The 13,832-nt window shown below is 69.9% G+C and carries 12 protein-coding genes and 1 riboswitch; of the genes, 5 read left to right on the top strand and 7 right to left on the bottom strand.

From position 1 onward, the window contains the following. Positions 1–7: 7 nt before the first annotated feature. Together QMG73_RS13535 and QMG73_RS13530 are read left to right on the top strand one after the other, a co-directional pair. On the top strand, positions 8–916 hold the full coding sequence (locus tag QMG73_RS13535) for a GNAT family N-acetyltransferase (protein ID WP_281895275.1): 909 nt from the start codon (positions 8–10) through the stop codon (positions 914–916). Positions 917–1,008: 92 nt separating this feature from the next. After that, positions 1,009–1,254 carry a hypothetical protein gene (locus tag QMG73_RS13530; protein WP_281895273.1) on the top strand — a complete coding sequence of 82 codons (246 nt, stop codon included), beginning with the start codon at positions 1,009–1,011 and terminating at the stop codon, positions 1,252–1,254. Between the two features lie 57 nt (positions 1,255–1,311). Here QMG73_RS13530 and groL read toward each other — a convergent pair whose 3' ends face one another. Together groL and QMG73_RS13520 are read right to left on the bottom strand one after the other, a co-directional pair. Then, positions 1,312–2,931 carry a chaperonin GroEL gene (gene groL / locus QMG73_RS13525; protein ID WP_281895271.1) on the bottom strand — a complete coding sequence of 540 codons (1,620 nt, stop codon included), beginning with the start codon at positions 2,929–2,931 and terminating at the stop codon, positions 1,312–1,314. 344 nt (positions 2,932–3,275) lie between these two features. Continuing rightward, positions 3,276–3,479 (bottom strand): cold-shock protein, encoded by a 204-nt coding sequence (locus QMG73_RS13520; protein ID WP_173040429.1) that lies wholly within the window; start codon positions 3,477–3,479, stop codon positions 3,276–3,278. A gap of 227 nt (positions 3,480–3,706) precedes the next feature. Between QMG73_RS13520 and QMG73_RS13515 the strand changes: the two genes are divergently transcribed. Together QMG73_RS13515 and QMG73_RS13510 are read left to right on the top strand one after the other, a co-directional pair. Next, positions 3,707–4,618, top strand: a complete 912-nt coding sequence (locus QMG73_RS13515) for a serine hydrolase (protein ID WP_281895265.1) — start codon at positions 3,707–3,709, stop codon at positions 4,616–4,618. A gap of 62 nt (positions 4,619–4,680) precedes the next feature. Beyond that, positions 4,681–5,196: a GNAT family N-acetyltransferase gene (locus tag QMG73_RS13510; RefSeq protein WP_407676791.1), complete on the top strand. Its 516-nt coding sequence runs from the start codon at positions 4,681–4,683 to the stop codon at positions 5,194–5,196. A gap of 53 nt (positions 5,197–5,249) precedes the next feature. On the opposite strand, the gene paaN is transcribed toward QMG73_RS13510, so the two are convergent. Continuing rightward, a complete protein-coding gene (gene paaN / locus QMG73_RS13505; protein WP_281895263.1) occupies positions 5,250–6,920 on the bottom strand; it encodes a phenylacetic acid degradation protein PaaN in 1,671 nt (556 codons plus the stop codon). A gap of 41 nt (positions 6,921–6,961) precedes the next feature. Between paaN and QMG73_RS13500 the strand changes: the two genes are divergently transcribed. After that, a complete protein-coding gene (locus tag QMG73_RS13500; RefSeq protein WP_281895262.1) occupies positions 6,962–7,450 on the top strand; it encodes a hypothetical protein in 489 nt (162 codons plus the stop codon). Here the strand turns inward: QMG73_RS13500 and QMG73_RS13495 are convergent. The 4 genes from QMG73_RS13495 to QMG73_RS13480 all read right to left on the bottom strand — a co-directional run bounded on the left by QMG73_RS13495 (position 7,389) and on the right by QMG73_RS13480 (position 13,786). Then, entirely contained in the window at positions 7,389–8,405 is a 1,017-nt protein-coding gene (locus QMG73_RS13495; RefSeq protein ID WP_281895260.1) for a GNAT family N-acetyltransferase, read from the bottom strand. The two genes, QMG73_RS13500 and QMG73_RS13495, sit on opposite strands and share 62 nt — an antisense overlap. A 280-nt stretch (positions 8,406–8,685) precedes the next feature. Then, positions 8,686–9,978 carry a threonine synthase gene (gene thrC / locus QMG73_RS13490; protein WP_281895258.1) on the bottom strand — a complete coding sequence of 431 codons (1,293 nt, stop codon included), beginning with the start codon at positions 9,976–9,978 and terminating at the stop codon, positions 8,686–8,688. A 12-nt stretch (positions 9,979–9,990) separates the two neighbouring features. Beyond that, positions 9,991–10,129: riboswitch (SAM riboswitch) on the bottom strand. A gap of 67 nt (positions 10,130–10,196) precedes the next feature. Then, positions 10,197–11,072 carry an ABC transporter permease gene (locus QMG73_RS13485; protein ID WP_281895256.1) on the bottom strand — a complete coding sequence of 292 codons (876 nt, stop codon included), beginning with the start codon at positions 11,070–11,072 and terminating at the stop codon, positions 10,197–10,199. Continuing rightward, positions 11,069–13,786, bottom strand: coding sequence for an alpha/beta fold hydrolase (locus QMG73_RS13480; RefSeq protein ID WP_281895253.1), 2,718 nt, complete (start codon positions 13,784–13,786; stop codon positions 11,069–11,071). Before QMG73_RS13480 ends, QMG73_RS13485 begins: the two co-directional genes overlap by 4 nt. Positions 13,787–13,832 lie beyond the last annotated feature (46 nt).

The raw sequence follows: 13,832 nt of genomic DNA, 5'->3' as shown, positions 1-13,832 counted from the left end.
CACCACCGTGGACTTCTCGATCACGCCTCTGACCGACGAAGACGTACCCCGGGTCGTCGAGCTGTGCCGCGCGGCCCTCGACCTTCCGGAAGACGCCGCCGAGGCGCCGCAGATCGTCGCGCGCCTGCGCGAGCAGCCGGGTACGGGTTTCGTGGCGACCGTCGACGGTTCGGTTGCCGGCGCGGTGCTCGGTTCAATCGCGCTTCGCGACAAGTCAGTCGGTCACATCGACCTGGTGGCCGTACGGCCGGACGCCCGGCGCCAGGGCATCGGGCGGGCGCTGATCGGTCGCGCCGAGGCGGCACTCGCCGGGCTGGGCGTGACCGAGGTACTGCTCGCCGGCAACCCGCCGTACTACGCCTGGCCCGGGATCGACGTCCGGTACACGCCAGCGGTGTGCGCGGCGATGGCGCTGGGCTACGAGCAGGACCGCACGGCGTGGAACATGACCGCCGACCTGTCCTACCCCGAATCCCCCGCGCTACGCCCAACCGAGCCGGCCGAGCAACGCCTGGCGGCCAAGGGCATCACCGTACGCCGCGCCACAGCCGACGACGCGAACGCGCTGGTGGAATTCGCTCGGAGCACGTTCGGGGCATCCTGGGCCGGCGAGGTCGCCCACTCGATCGACCGTGAGGGCGCCGGCCTGCACCTGGCGATCCGCGGTCCCGGCGAAATCCTGGGGTTCGCCGCGTTCGGATCGTCCCGCCCAAGCTGGTTCGGCCCGATGGGCACCGCCCCCACCGCACAGGGCCTGGGCATTGGCGGTGTACTCCTCCGCCGCTGCCTGCGCGAACAGCACGAACTCGGCATCACCCGCAGCCAGATCGGCTGGGTAGGCCCGGTACCGTTCTACGCCCGCAACGCCGGCGCCTGGATCGAGCGAGTCTTCTTCCTATACCGCAAACAGCTCTAACCCTGGGACGAACGGGACGTGTGGGTGGATAGTCGCGTTTCACCGCAGGCTCCGCCGCGCCGACCATACGGTGTCGGGGGAAGGAGGAGATCATGGCCAAGGACAAGCGACCGAAGGACGATCTCCATACAGAGGCGAAGGCACGTATGGCGCACATGCCCGCCGAGACGGCTGGTGGCAGGCTCGACGAGCAGACCCCACCGAACCGGCGCGACATGGACGCCAGGGATCCGATGGAGCGGATGCCCGACGAGTCGGCGTCGACGTCCGACATGCCGGCGCGGGGGCGGCAGGCGATGACCAGGGCTGACAAGCAGCGTAACCAGCCCAGAGGTTAGACACGAACAAGGGGCGAGCCGACCGGCTCGCCCCTTGTCCTCAGTGGAGGGATGGACTCAGAAGTCCATGTCCCCGCCGCCCGGGGCGGCCGGGGCCTTCTCCTTCTCCGGCTTGTCCGCGACCACAGCCTCGGTGGTCAGGAACAGGGCCGCGATCGAGGCCGCGTTCTGCAGCGCCGAGCGGGTCACCTTGGCCGGGTCGATGATGCCCGCCGCGAGCAGGTCGACGTACTCGCCGCTCGCCGCGTTCAGCCCGTGGTTGGTGTCGAGGTTGCGCACCTTCTCCACCACGACGCCACCCTCGAGGCCGGCGTTCACGGCGATCTGGCGCAGCGGGGCGTCGAGCGCGATCTTCACGATCGTCGCACCGGTCGCCTCGTCGCCAACCAGGTCGAGCTTGTCGAAGGCGGACTTGCCGGCCTGTACGAGCGCGACACCACCACCGGGGACGATGCCCTCTTCGACGGCGGCCTTCGCGTTACGCACCGCGTCTTCGATGCGGTGCTTGCGCTCCTTGAGCTCGACCTCGGTGGCCGCGCCGACCTTGATCACCGCGACACCACCGGCGAGCTTGGCAAGCCGCTCCTGCAGCTTCTCGCGGTCGTAGTCCGAGTCGCTCTTCTCGATCTCGGCCCGGATCTGGTTGACCCGACCCTGGATCTGGTCCTGGTCACCGGCGCCGTCCACGATCGTGGTCTCGTCCTTGGTGACCACGACCTTGCGGGCCCGGCCCAGCAGCTCCAGCGTGGCGGCGTCGAGCTTGAGGCCGACCTCTTCGCTGACGACCTGACCACCGGTCAGGATCGCGATGTCGGTCAGCATCGCCTTGCGGCGGTCGCCGAAGCCGGGGGCCTTGACGGCAACCGACTTGAAGGTGCCGCGCACCTTGTTGACCACCAGGGTCGCCAGGGCCTCGCCCTCGACGTCCTCGGCGATGATCGCCAGCGGCTTGCCCGACTGCATGACCTTCTCGAGGATCGGCAGCAGGTCCTTCACCGAAGCGATCTTGCTGTTCACGATCAGGATGTAGGGGTCGTCGAGGACCGCTTCCATCCGCTCAGCGTCGGTCCAGAAGTACGGGGAGATGTATCCCTTGTCGAAGCGCATGCCCTCGGTGAGCTCGAGCTCCAGGCCGAAGGTGTTGCTCTCCTCGACGGTGATGACGCCTTCCTTGCCGACCTTGTCCATCGCCTCAGCGATGATCTCGCCAACGGTCGCGTCACCAGCGGAGATCGACGCCGTCGAGGCGATCTGCTCCTTGGTCTCGACGTCCTTGGCGATCTTCGCCAGCTCCTCCGCGACGTTGGCGACGGCCGCCTCGATGCCCCGCTTCAGGGCCATCGGGTTGGCGCCGGCAGCCACGTTGCGCAGACCCTCGCGAACCAGCGCCTGGGCGAGGACGGTCGCCGTCGTCGTGCCGTCACCGGCCACGTCGTCGGTCTTCTTCGCGACCTCCTTGACCAGCTCGGCGCCGATCTTCTCCCAGGGGTCTTCGAGCTCGATTTCCTTGGCGATGCTCACACCATCGTTGGTGATGGTGGGGGCGCCCCACTTCTTCTCGAGCACGACGTTGCGGCCCTTCGGGCCCAGCGTCACCTTTACGGCGTCGGCGAGGGTGTTCATGCCCCGCTCAAGGCCGCGGCGCGCCTCCTCGTCGAACGCGATCATCTTGGCCATACGGCGTTGTCCTCCAGGCTGGACATCCAGTGCGCCCCAAGCCTGTTGGCTCGAAGCGCGCACCTTCGAAAGGTCACCACCTGGCGGCGGTGACGCTTCGTAGGCCGGGCCGGATAGCCCGCGACGACCGGCCCCGTGTCGCGCGTTGCGCGACCGGAACCCCACCGTCCCGACCTTTGGCACTCGCACACCGCGAGTGCCAATCACTTGTTTAGCACTCTGCCCTGGCGAGTGCAAGCGAGGTCGGTGAACGTGTGGCCAAGACCAAGAAGCCAGCCCGGGAAAAGCCGCGAGGCGGGGCCGAATTGCCGGCGCCCCGCCTCAACGCGTTTTCGACCGGTGGACTAGGCGATCAGGCGAACCTTCTCCGCCTGCGGACCCTTCTGGCCCTGCGCGATCTCGAACTCAACGCGCTGACCGTCGTCCAGCGCCTTGTAGCCGTCCATCTCGATCGCCGAGAAGTGGACGAAGACGTCCTGCCCGCCGTCGACCGCGATGAAGCCGTAGCCCTTTTCGCTGTTGAACCACTTGACGGTGCCCTGTGCCACGGTGCACTTCCCTCACTTCGATGGTGCTGGGTTTCGACAACCCCCGATTGAGGCGTTCCCTAACCGGGGCCGCCGATCCGTGGTCCGGGGTGGTCCGTCGAACACAGCGGCCGAAATCGCACGCTACACGAGCACACCCTCTCGCGCACTACCCCAAAACGGACTCCATGGTCGTGACCCGGCATCCTGCCTGCGCCCACCAGGGCACCTGTCTCGTTGAACAATCCGTGTCCACACCATCGATCGTGCGCATTGGCCGGCACCGCGCCGGACGGCATCGCGCTCGCGGAATCCACCCCGCGCACCGGGCGGTCGCGTGCCTCGGCATCGTGGTGGCGGGCGCGACAGCGCTGGTCACGGCCGTCGATATTGGCGGCGACCCGCCGCAGCGGGCCGCCAGCAGACCACATCGGACTGAGTTCACGAAACCGCCGGCGCCGCGGACGGTCGCTCTCCATTCGGGACCGGTGTACGTCGACAGTGCCGGCTTTCTCTCCTGGGCGTTACTCGATAGGGGTACCGGTGAGATCAGCGGCTCGAACCTGGCCGCCCCCAGCGACACCATGTCGATGGTCAAGTCCTGGATAGCGGCCGACTACCTGCGCCGCGCCACCGAGCAGGGCGTCACGCCAGGGCAAACGCGGATGCACCAGCTCACCATCATGATCCGCGACAGCGACAACGTGTCCGCGCAGACCATCTTCGCCGAGTTGGGCCGGCACGCCTCGATCCTCCGGCTCATCAAGATCTGTGGGCTCACCGACAGCCGCCCGTACGGCGACTGGTGGAGCAACACGACCGTGTCCGCCCGCGACGTGGTCCGGATCGGGGTCTGCCTTGCCGACGGGCGCGCCGCGGGTCCACGGTGGACACCCTGGCTGCTCGACGAGATGCGCCAGGTGCGCGGCGCGGGCGACTTCGGCGTACGCCACACACTGCCCGAGCGCATCGCCGCCACCGTCGCCATCAAGAACGGCTGGCTGTTGCGCGACGAGGACCGCCTGTGGCACATCGCGTGCCTGGCGATCGGCGACGGCTGGGTGCTCGGCGTCCTGGCCCGGTACCCGGGGCGGCTCGGATTCGAATACGGCACCGACCTGTGCCGGCAGGTCGGCGAGCAACTCGTCTCCCCCGTCTAGCGGGGTCCCCGCGAAAACGTGAGCGCAGCGAGCGCTTTCGCGGGGTGCTCTAGGGTGACGGGGTGACTACTCAAGCGGCACTAGGGCCGGTGCGCCGCATCCGGCCGGAAGATGCCGCGCGCATGCGGGCGCTCCGGCTGGAGATGCTCGCCGACGCGCCGCTGGCCTTTCTGGAGACGATCGCCGACGCCGCTGCCCGCCCACACAGCGAGTACGCCGCCCGGGTCGCCCGCAACGCGCGCGGCGACGACTGCGCGCAGTTCGTGGCCGACGCCGGTGGGCGGCTCGTCGCGCACGCGGGCGGCATCGCGTCACCAGACGACGCCAAGGTAACGGTGATCTTCGCGGTGTACGTCACGCCCGCCTACCGGGGCACCGGCGTGCTCGCCGATCTGGTCGAGGAAGTGGCCGATTGGTCGCGGGCGGCCGGCCGGCCCGAGCTGCTGCTCGAAGTGGTGGTCGGCAACGACCGCGCGCTGCGTGCGTACGAACGGCTGGGCTTCGTCGACACCGCCGTGCGGCTGCCGCACCCGACGATCCCGGTGCTGACCGAGCTCCAGATGCGCCGCCCCGCGTGATCATTGCGCCATTCAAGTCGCTATGACGCCTTGAATGACGCAATGATCACGGGTTAGGAGTGGCGGCGGGACTGGACTATACGGAAGCGGCTGGCGACATAAGCGCCGTCGGTGAGCGCCGCGTTCGCCGCCGGGTTGGCCCCGCTGGCGTGGAAGTCCGAGAACGCCGCCGACTGGTTCACGAAGACACCGCCGGTGAGGTTGCACGACAGGTGGACGCCGACCTCCAGCGCCGCTGACTCGGCCGCGTCGAGCACCTTCTCGTCTGTCGAGTACACCCCGGCGGTCAGGGCGCCGTGCTCGCCCACCGTGGCCCGGAAGATCTCCAGGCTGTGCGCGGTCGAGTCGGTGCCGATGACGAATGAGATCGGCCCGAACCACTCCCGCTCGTACGTCTCGGCGTCGCCGGCGGAGAGGCGTACGACGGTGGGGGTGCGGACGACGGCGCCCTCGTAGGCCGGGTGATCGACCGAGCGCGACTCCAGCACCGGCTCGCCGACCGAGCGCACGTCTTCGAGCCGGGCCAGTACGCCGTCGTTGACGATCGCGCCGGTCAGCTCGACCGCGCGACCCGGGTCGCCGGTCAGCTTGCCCACGACACCGGCGATGCCGGCGGCCACCTCGTCGAGGCTCTTGTGCCCCTGATCGGTGGCGATGCCGGCAGCCGGCACGAGGATGTTCTGCGGCGTGGTGCACATCTGTCCGCTGTAGAGGGTCAGCGAGAAGCCGATGTTGCGGCACATGCCGGCGAAGTCGTCGGTGGAGTCGACGACGATCGTGTTGACGCCGGCCTTCTCGGTGTAGACAGCGGCCTGGCGCGCGTTCTGCTCCAGCCAGTCGCCGTACGCGGTCGAGCCGGTGAAGTCGATGATTTTGACTTCGGGGCGCAGGGCCAGTGTGGACGCGAGCGCCTCGCCGGGCTCCTCCACGGCGAGCAGCACGAGGTTGGGGTCGAACCCGGCCTCGGCGAGCACCTCGCGGGCGTACCGGACGGTGACGGCGAGCGGCAGCACGGCACGCGGGTGCGGCTTGATCACCACCGGGTTGCCGGTGACGAGCGAGGCGAACAGACCCGGATACGAGTTCCACGTCGGGAACGTGTTGCAGCCCACGACGAGCGCCACGCCCCGCGGCACCACGTGGAACGTCTTGGTCATCTTCAGCGGCTCGCCCTTGGCCGGCTTTTCCCACTCGGCCGTCGCGGGGTGCCGGGTCATCTCGGCGTACCCGTACGCGATCGCTTCGAGCGCCCGGTCGAGCGCGTGCGCCCCGCCAGCCTGGAACGCCATCACGAACGCCTGGCCGCTGGTGAACTGCACCGCGTTGGCGAGCTCGAAGATGTGCGCGTGCAGCCGGGCGAGGATTTCGAGGCAGACGCCCGCGCGAACCTGCGGCCCGGCGTCGCGCCACGCCGGCAGTGCGGCGGTCGCGGCGGCCAGCAGTGCGGCGGCGCCGGCGTGCGGGTACGTCACGCCCAGTTCGATCCCGAACGGGCTGGCCTCGGTGGCCACCCACCCGTCGGTGCCGGGCTGGTCGAGCGGGAAGCGCTGGTGCAGGTATCCGCGGAAGGCGGCCTCGCCGTCAGCGGCGGCGGTCTCGCCGTACACGCGGGGGCTGGGCGACTCGGGATAGGCCGACCAGTAGCCGCGCTCGGTTATAGCGGTCAGCGCGCGCGAGAGGGTGTCGGCGTGCTTGTCGTACAGATGATGCGGGGTCTCCGTCATGCCCGCCATCATGCCGCAGAAACGGTGGGATGCTCAGAGCTATGCCCGCGTGGCCTCTGATTCGTAGCACCCTGACCTGGATCAACGGCAGCTCCCTGGCCGCCATACTGATCTGCGCGGTCACCCGCACCCGCCTGACCCGCGCGCCGGGCGGCGTACTGGTGGCGCACGGATATCGCCTCAAGGTGCCGAAGCAGAGCTGCTTCACGGTCGGCACCGTGGTCTTCACCAAGCGCCCCGCCGAGTGGCTGCTTGACCCGAAGCGCGCGGAACTCCTGCGCCACGAGACCCGGCACGTCGCCCAGTACGCCGTGCTCGGCCCCGTCTTCTTCCTGGCGTACGCGGCCGCCTCCGGCTGGTCATACCTGCTCACCGGCGCGTACGGCAGCCGCAACTTCTTCGAACGGCATGCGGGGCTCGCGGCAGGCGGCTACCGCGAGCTTCCGCTGCGCCCGTGGGCGGCCCGATTCACACGGAGAGCTGCCAGTTCTGCCAGCCATCCACCGGACGGAACCCCATCGCCTCATTGATCGCGATCATGTGATCGTTGGCGCCCGCGTTCCAGGTGTCGATGGCTCGCACCGCGGGCTCGTGCGCCATCGCGTGCCGCAGGTTCTCCACCTTCACGAGCGCGCCCAGGCGGTGACCGCGGTGGTTGGGCTCGACGAGGGTGATCTGCTGAAACGCGTGCCAGTCGACGTCGCCTGAGTCGATCACGGTGAACGCGACCAGCCGTCCGGTCTCGTCGTGGCGCGCGCCAGCGCTGTAGGACCGCCGCCCCCGAGCGGCCTTCACGGCCTCGCCGGCCCGGACGCGGGCGGCGTCGATGTTTTCCGCCTCCCACTCCAGGTCGCCCATGGGAGCGTCCGACAGCAGCCGGCCGTCCAGGTACGCCACGTCGTCGATGAGGTCGTCGGGCGTCGAGCCCCGCCACAGGACGAGGGAGTAGCCGGTCGACTTGGCGCGTGCGGCCGCGAGCATCGCGTCGAGCGCCTCGTGGTCCAGCGTGGTGGTGTCGAGTCGCCGCCGCACTTCCTGGAGCGCGGGCTTGGCACCCATCGCCTCCGCGAACGCCGCACCGGCCGGGTCGCGAGCGACTCCGCCGGGAAGAGCGTCCAGCGCCATGCCCGCGATCCGCTTGCGGCCGAGACCGCGGACCACACCTGTCGCGTACTCGAAGAGCGCCCGCCCGACGCCGCGCCGCCGATGAGCGGGGTGTACCGAGAGTTCAATCTCGGCGTTGTCGAGGTTGTCGAGCTCCGGCAGCCCGATCTCCAGATAGCCGGCGGGCACACCGTCCAGGTACGCCACGGCATGATGCCAACTGATGCCCGGCCAGGGATGGCGGAGCATGCCGAAGAACCGTTTCTCGGTTACCGGCGGGAAGTCTGGGATGTCTGCCGCGACCGCGGCTGCCATGATCTTGTGCGCCTCGTGAGCGCGTGCGTCATCAGCGGGATCGAGTGGCGTGACGGCGATGTCCATCTCACGAGGGTCTCGCCTGCGCCGACTGCGCGCGACCTAATTAGCCCCGGAGTGGGGTGGCCTGAGCAGTTTGGTCGGGAGGGACGGACGCACAGCGCCTCCGGCGCTGGGACGTTAGAACTACGAAAGCCTACGGCGACCGCCCTCCCGCACGGAGCATCCTGCGTCGTCCCGATGGCGCCGTCAAGTCCTCTGAGCGGTGTTTCTCCACGGACGGCAAATTCATGGCTACGGAATGCAACTCCCATCCCGGTCACTCACCGTCCACCTGCCGGTTGCACTAACGCAGCAGGCCAGCCTCCTTGGCGCCGCGCAGCGAGGGCTTGATCCGATACGTCGGACCGACCTGAGCCGCGACCGCGTCGAGCGTCTTGAGCCCCTCGCCGGTGTTGTAGACGACCGTCTCGGCGTCCGGGTCGAGCTTGCCCGACTCGACCAGTTTGCGCAGTACGGCCACGGTCACGCCGCCCGCCGTCTCGGCGAAGATCCCGGTCGTCCGTGCGAGCTGGCGGATGCCGTCTCGGATCTCGTCGTCGCTGGCGTAGTCCATCCAGCCACCGGTGCGCCGCACCGCCTCCAGGGCGTACAGGCCAGCCGCCGGGTCGCCGATATTGAGCGACTTGGCGATGCCGGTCGGCTTGACCGGGGTGATCTCCTCGACGCCGCGGTGCAGCGCGTCGGCGATCGGGTTGCAGCCGGCGGACTGGGCGCCGAAGACCCGCCATCCGTTGGCCGGCGCCTCGACCAGGCCGATCTCCACCAGCTCGCTGAACGCCTTGTCGATCTTGGTGAGCAGCTCGCCGCTGGCCATCGGGATGACCACCTGCTCGGGGATCCGCCAGCCGAGCTGCTCGGCCACCTCGTAGCCGAGGGTCTTGGAGCCTTCGGCGTAGTACGGGCGGACGTTTACGTTGACGAACGCGGTGTCTTCGAACTCGTCGGTCTCCACGAGCTCGCTGCAGAGCCGGTTGACGTCGTCGTACGAGCCGTCGATGGCCACCAGGTCGCCGCCGTACACCGCGGTGGTGATGATCTTGCCGGGCTCGAGGTCACCCGGGATGAACACGATCGACGGGACACCCGCGCGGGCGGCGTGCGCGGCCACGGAGTTGGCGAGGTTACCGGTGGAGGCGCAGGCGAACCGCGAGAAGCCGAGCCCCCGCGCCGCGGTGAGCGCCGCCGACACGACCCTGTCCTTGAAGGAGTGGGTCGGGTTGGCGCTGTCGTCCTTGACCCACAACTGTCCGCGTACGCCCAGCTCGGCGGCCAGGGCGGGTGCGGCGACCAGCGGCGTGAGGCCCGGGTCGAGCGTGACCCGCGTGGCCGGGTCCTGCCCAGCGGGCAGCAGTGCGGCGTACCGCCAGATGCTCTTGGGACCGGCCTCGATCTGCGCCCGCGTGACCCGCGCCAGCGCGGCCGAGTCGTAGCCCACTTCCAGCGGGCCGAAACACTCGTAACACGCGTGCTGCGCGATGAGGGGGTACTCCGCGCCACAGCCGCGACAGACGAGCGCGCGTGCGGGGCTTGGCGGGACGTGGGTGCCGGTGACCGTAGCGTCGAGAGTCGACGTCATCGTGATGCCCTTCTCTCATCTTTCCCTGCGCCGCGCCGTGCGGCAGGGGACGGAATTGGCACCTGCCGCGAGCGGACTCGTCGTCGAGTCACTTACGCGGTGGTTGCCGGGGCGTCATCGGGCCGTATCCCTCAGCCCCTCTGGATGAGGTGTTCAGTTGTGTCGCCAGTGTAACGGGCGCTTGACCCGGCCGGGCTTTCTCAGTGATGCCGATCACGCTATGAGACGACGTCCTTACGCGTGAACCGCCAGAACGCCAGCGACCAGAAGATCGTCGCGTACGCCACCGCTGAGATGGTGCCCTTGACGATGTCATCGGACTGCACCGGTGTCGAGAGTATCCCCAGCCAGGCGTCGCTGTAGTGGGTTGGCAGCAGGTTGCGCAGGCCGCCGAGCGCGGTGATCTGGTCGAGGATGCTCGACACGATGAAGAGCAGTACCGCTCCGCCCACCGCTCCGAGTGGCGCGTCGGTCGACACCGACAGCAGGAACGCCAGCCCGGCCACGACGAGCAGCCCGATCGCCAGGTATCCGAGGATGCCGAGCAGCCGCAGCAGGCCCTCGCCCGCCGGGATGTCAGCCGCCACCGTGCTGCGCAACGGATCCCAGCCGTACCGGAGCGTGCCGATCAGCAGCGCGGTGCCGGCCAGCGTCAGCAGAGCGACCGCCGAGTAGGCCAGCGCCACGACGAGCTTGACCGCGAGCAGCCGCGCCCGCGGTACGGGCACCGCCAGCAGGTACCGCAGGCTTCCCCAGCTCGCCTCGCTGGCGATCGTGTCGCCGCAGAAGAGCGCCACGACGACGGTCAGCAGGAAGCCGGCCGAGACGAAGAGGGTGAAGAGCGTGAAGTTGAGCCCGCCGGAGGTGGCCAGCTCGACCAGGCTGGAGAACTCGCCCCCGCCGTTGTCGTCGTCGCCGGTGCCCCCGAACTGGAAGGCCGCCAGGATGATCAGCGGCAAAAGCACCACGAACGCGAGCGCGAGCTGGGTGCGCCGTCGAGACGCCTGCCGGCGCCACTCGCTCCGGATCGTCAGGGTGCGGCCGGGCCGGTAGCCGGTCGCCGCGCCATCCACCGCCGTCGCCGTGGTCGTCATCGGTCGCCACTCCCCCGGGTCTCGGAGCCCACCAGGGCCAGGAACGCGTCTTCGAGCCGCCGCCGCGGCACCACCCGGTTGACGCCGACGCCGGCGCGTACCAGCTCGGCCACCACCTCGCTGCGCGGGCTGCCGTCGATGTCGACCACCAGGCCGCCGTTGCCGTCCCACGCCACCGAACGCACGCCGGCGAGCCCGTCGAGCACCGCCTCGGCGGCGTCGACGTCGGTCACGTCGAACTGGACCGTCGGCGAGTCACCCACGATCTCGTCCACCGGGCCGGACGCCACGATCTCGCCCTTGTTGACCACCACGGCGTGGGTACAGGTCTGCTCCACCTCGGCAAGCAGGTGGCTGGAGACGAGCACCGCCCGGCCGTCCGTGGCGTACCGCTTGAGCACCCGGCGCATCTCCGCGATCTGCGGCGGATCGAGCCCGTCCGTGGGCTCGTCGAGCACCAGCAGCTCGGGCAGGCCCAGCATCGCCTGCGCGATGGCGAGGCGCTGCTTCATACCGTGGCTGTACTTGCGGACCTTGCGATGGATGGAGTCACCGAGTCCCGCGATCTCGACGGCCTCGTCGAAGTGCGCGTCCGCAAGCGGGCGGCCGGTCGCCTGCCAGTACGCCTTGAGGTTGTCGATGCCGTTGAGGTGCGGCAGGAAGCCGGGGCCCTCGACGAGCGCGCCAAGGCGGGACAGCACCGGCGAGCCGGGCACCAGCCGGTGACCAAAGACGAAGATCTCGCCACCGCTCGGCTGGGTCAGCCCCATCAGTACCCGGAGCGTCGTCGTCTTGCCGGCGCCGTTCGGCCCGAGCAGGCCCACGACCTGCCCGCGCTCGACCGTGAAGTGGACGTCGGACACCGCGACGAAGCCGTCCGCGTACTCCTTGCGCAGATGGTCGACGACGAGCGGCGTGTCCGCGTACTCCTCGTGCACGGAAATGTCGGTGCGGCGGTGCCTGCGCCGCGCGATCAGGACGACCACCACGAGCCCCAGCGCGATCGCCGCGAGCAGCGCGGCGAGCACCCACCGCCACAGCGCCGCGGTCGTCGCGATCGGCTCCGCCCCCGCGATCGTCGGCAGGGTGAGGGCGCCGCCGCCGAGCGCCACGGTGTAGACGTTCGGCTCGGCCGGCGTGGCGTACCCCTGGTCGGAGGTCGCCACCGTGACCCGCAGCGTGTGGCCGGCCTCGACGCGGCGCACGATCGCGGGCAGCGTGACCGTGACCGGCTGCGCCTGGTCGATCGTGGCGGGCAGACCGGTCAGGCGCACGGGAGCGATGAGGCCGCTGGGCAGCGTCTCCGTCCCGTTCGGGTCGACGTCGTACAGCTTGACGAAGACCACCGCCTCGCCCGTCGGCGACGCCACCCGGATCGACACGGTCGGCGCGCCGGCGACGTCGATCGCCTCGGCCAGCGGCTCCGACACGAAGTGGGTGTGCTGGCCGGGCAGGTCCATCGCCACGCCCGCCACCGACGCCGCCGCGCCGAGCGCGCCCACGCCCGGCACCGTGGAGATCGCGGCGGGGTTGCCACCCGGCGGGTTCGCGATGATCTGCGGCGGCCCTGCCACCTTTACCTCTCGCATGTCGGTGCCGCGCAGGCCCGGGTACTCGTCGACCGAGAACCCGTTCGTGACGAGGCCCCGGTCGAGCGCGTTGAAGCCGGCGACCCGCGACCAGGTGAAGCTGTTGGACGGCGCGTCACCCTCGCCCTTGACGTAGTGGTCGAGCCACTGCGCGGTCAGGAACCGCACGCGATCGCGGTCACTCGCCGGGCCGGTGCCGCCGTCGTGACCGCCGGTGAACCACGCGACCCGCACAGGGGTGCCGGCGGCGGCGATGCCCTTGGCGTTGGCGTCCGCCTCGGAGAGCGGGAAGAGGCTGTCTGCTTCACCCTGGATGAGCAGGGTCGGCGCCTTGATCCGGTCGAGCACGGGCGCCGGGCTGGACCGGCGCAGCAGTTCGACCGCCTCGGCGGTCGCCCGTCCGGTGGTGGCCATCCCGAGGTACGCCTGGCAGATGTCCGGTGCGAACCGCCCGCACGTCGGGTCGCCGCCCTGGGTACCGGAGAAGAAGTAGCCGGCCCAGCCCTTCTTGAAGACGCCATCCACCTCCGGGGAGCCGGTCGACTGCGGCAGGAACGAGCGCGACAGGTCGTTCCAGGTGATCATCGGGACGATCGCGTCGACCCGCTGGTCCTGGGCGGCGAGCAGCAGCGCGAGCGCGCCGCCGTACGAGCCGCCGACGACGCCCACCTTCGGGTCGTTGGAGGCGTCCTTGCTCACCTCCGGGCGCGCGGCCAGCCAGTCGAGCAGGCGCTGCGCGTCGCGTACCTCGTAGTCCGGGTTGTCCAGGTGCACCTGGCCGCCGCTGCGTCCGAACCCGCGCGCCGTGTACGCCAGCACCGCGTAGCCCAGCTCGGCGAGGTCCTTGGCGTCGGCGGCGACGCTCTGCTTGGTACCGCCGAAACCGTGCGGCATGAGCACCGCCGGGACGGGCCCGTCCGCGTCCGCCGGCAGGTACAGCGTGGTGTCCAGGTCGACCGGCTCGTCGCCGTTCGGACCGGAGCGCACCGTGACCGTGGCGTCCTCGGTGGTGTAGGCCGGCGAATCCGGCCACGCCACCCAGACCACCGCGCCGGTCACCGCCACGACGACGGCGACGGCCACGGGCAGGGCACGGCGGAGCCGCGCCGGAAGGCGTGCGAGCATGCGCAAACGGTACGTCGTCCGACATCAGCCTCCTGAGAGAACTCTC

Origin of the sequence: Phytohabitans aurantiacus (genome assembly GCF_027923225.1) — a bacterium.
GTDB classification, from domain to species: domain Bacteria; phylum Actinomycetota; class Actinomycetes; order Mycobacteriales; family Micromonosporaceae; genus Phytohabitans; species Phytohabitans aurantiacus.
The sequence above is the reverse complement of the archived record's forward strand: the minus strand, read 5'-3'. Positions and strand labels throughout refer to the sequence as shown.

Bases quoted from the DNA above. Each gene is read 5' to 3' on its own strand.
- QMG73_RS13530 (WP_281895273.1), top strand. From the start codon at position 1,009: ATGGCCAAGGACAAGCGACCGAAGGACGATCTCCATACAGAGGCGAAG.
- groL (WP_281895271.1), bottom strand. From the start codon at position 2,931: ATGGCCAAGATGATCGCGTTCGACGAGGAGGCGCGCCGCGGCCTTGAG.
- paaN (WP_281895263.1), bottom strand. From the start codon at position 6,920: ATGACGGAGACCCCGCATCATCTGTACGACAAGCACGCCGACACCCTC.
- QMG73_RS13500 (WP_281895262.1), top strand. From the start codon at position 6,962: ATGCCCGCGTGGCCTCTGATTCGTAGCACCCTGACCTGGATCAACGGC.
- QMG73_RS13495 (WP_281895260.1), bottom strand. From the start codon at position 8,405: ATGGACATCGCCGTCACGCCACTCGATCCCGCTGATGACGCACGCGCT.
- thrC (WP_281895258.1), bottom strand. From the start codon at position 9,978: ATGACGTCGACTCTCGACGCTACGGTCACCGGCACCCACGTCCCGCCA.
- QMG73_RS13485 (WP_281895256.1), bottom strand. From the start codon at position 11,072: ATGACGACCACGGCGACGGCGGTGGATGGCGCGGCGACCGGCTACCGG.
- QMG73_RS13480 (WP_281895253.1), bottom strand. From the start codon at position 13,786: ATGCTCGCACGCCTTCCGGCGCGGCTCCGCCGTGCCCTGCCCGTGGCC.